Below are 2,003 nucleotides of genomic sequence, written 5' to 3'. Positions count from 1 at the left end.
AACGGATTTGGGTTAGAGGCCATCAACTTCAAGCCCGTCGGACGAAGCAACTTATTCATGGCCATCGTGGGACTCAGTTATTCACTGACGGTACGAGTGGGATGGGCGGCGCGGTCAAAAATCAGAATCATTCATTATGCTGACGGGGCGGTCTTCCCTGCCGAGTCTGTGTTCCGCAAAGGACTGAGCCTGCTGATGCCCTGGTGCGCGAGTATGGAGCTCTTCTTGAAACGATATTTAAGCCTCGATGACGGGCGAAATCATCCCATCTTCAAAAATGTAGAGTAGTGTGATTTTATTCTCTCTTTTTGCTGGTGTTTTGGCAGTTATGTTGTCTGTTTTTCCTTCGCAGGCTGTGAGTGCTACTGGAGGAAATACTGGGTATTGTGGTTGGACAACGACTACTACAATTTGTCCGGTTGGAGCCGCAGAAACTTTTCGAGTAACTTGCAAAACTAAGTGGTTTGGTAATTCAAACTGTGATTACGTAGCCTGCACCGGAGTGACGGAAGAGGCTGGGGCAAATTTATCTGACGCATCTTGTAATTAATCCTTATCTCGAGTCAACTGTAGCAGTTTGAGCTGTTGCAGTTGATTCTTTGTCTTTCTAAAGAATTAATTTCGACTTTCTAAACTTTGTTTCTGAAATAAAAAAATATCAATATGCAAATTCGGGTGTCGTCGCTATTCATTGCATGTGCCTTAATCTGTCTTTATTCTTGCGAAAGCACGAACGATAGCTTACCAGTCACAACAGCTGCCCCTGCGTCACCTTCTTTGCCGCACTACAAGCTTATCACCGGCAAGCCAAAGACCGTTGGTGATATTACAGATATTGCAAAGTCAGTAAAAAAGATTCGTTTATCTACGGAAGTAGCCGAAAAACTGGGCTATATCGAACATTTTTATGTCGTAGACCAAACAGACTTGATACTAGTCGACGAGGAAGCCGCAACTATAACCCGGATCAATCATGATGGTGAGATAGTATGGCGGGTGTTTTCTCGAAGTGATGATTATCGGTACTATACACACTTTGATGAGTGCGCTTTTGATCCTTTTAACGAAAGAATTGCGGTTCATAGTGGACGCGAAGTGTTCCTATTCGATTTTTCGGGTAATCCTGTTTCCGTAAGTAAGAAACCTTCTTTTGATTATCATCAACTTGCAATCGCCTCAGAAAGGGATGTTGTTTATTCGGCGCAGGGCTTGAGAAATACCCACATTATGGATGAGTCTAATCAGCTTTTTTGGGTGCGGGATAGCTCGGATCCGGTTGGTTTAATTTCCCCCGTTCCTTACGCCCCAGAGTATAATTTTGTAGGAGGTATGCCTCAGTTTACCAGGATGGGAGGTAGGCTTTTGTATCATGCTGTTTTGAGAGATGCTTTCTATGAGATTGATCTTCCAAATGTGACACCTGTTTTTACATTTGATTTACCTGGCTCTATTACACTGGAAGACGTAATGAAAAATCAGAACATTGACAACAAGCTACGTTTTCTTTTCGAAAATAATTATCCTGTGCCAACCAGCATTGGTGCAGACGATGAAATGTTATGTATTACCTATCGCCACAGCAAAAGCGCTTATTTAGGTTTGCTTGACCGAAAATCAAGCGAATGGCTGATCAACAACGAAATACTTAGGTATGATGATCTCGTGTTTCAAGCTCCCCTGATCGAAAACGGCAGGCACCTTCTGCACGTAATGCCAAACTATCAAGTAGCACACTACGCAAAATTAGCACAAGGAGCCTCCGCTACGGATACAGATTGGCAGGAAGAGCTCTCCCGCTTAGATGAAGAATATGATGACACTGGCGGTAAAACCATCTTTTTAATGGAGCTATAGTTAGTAACCTCTTTTAGCGACTTTCTAACGATCAGCATTCAGGCCCAACGCGCCTGAATGCTGATCGCTTTTTGTACAAAACCCTGAATCCCCTTATATTACCCCTGTATCTCGCAACCTCTGCTCTGCGGCGTACGCTGTTTTTTTAT

The 2,003-nt window shown here is 43.5% G+C and carries 2 protein-coding genes; both read left to right on the top strand.

Going from position 1 to position 2,003, the window contains the following annotated elements; genetic code table 11:
* Positions 1-288, top strand: a 288-nt coding sequence (locus tag FUA23_RS22495; protein ID WP_187271190.1) for a hypothetical protein, incomplete at its 5' end; no start/stop codon positions are given.
* Positions 289-663: 375 nt separating this feature from the next.
* A complete protein-coding gene (locus tag FUA23_RS22075; RefSeq protein WP_147932943.1) occupies positions 664-1,854 on the top strand; it encodes a 6-bladed beta-propeller in 1,191 nt (396 codons plus the stop codon).
* The last annotated feature ends 149 nt before the right edge of the window (positions 1,855-2,003 follow it).

The sequence above is a fragment of the Neolewinella aurantiaca genome (assembly GCF_008014675.1).
Classification (GTDB): domain Bacteria; phylum Bacteroidota; class Bacteroidia; order Chitinophagales; family Saprospiraceae; genus Neolewinella; species Neolewinella aurantiaca.
This window is presented reverse-complemented; position numbering and strand designations above follow the sequence as displayed.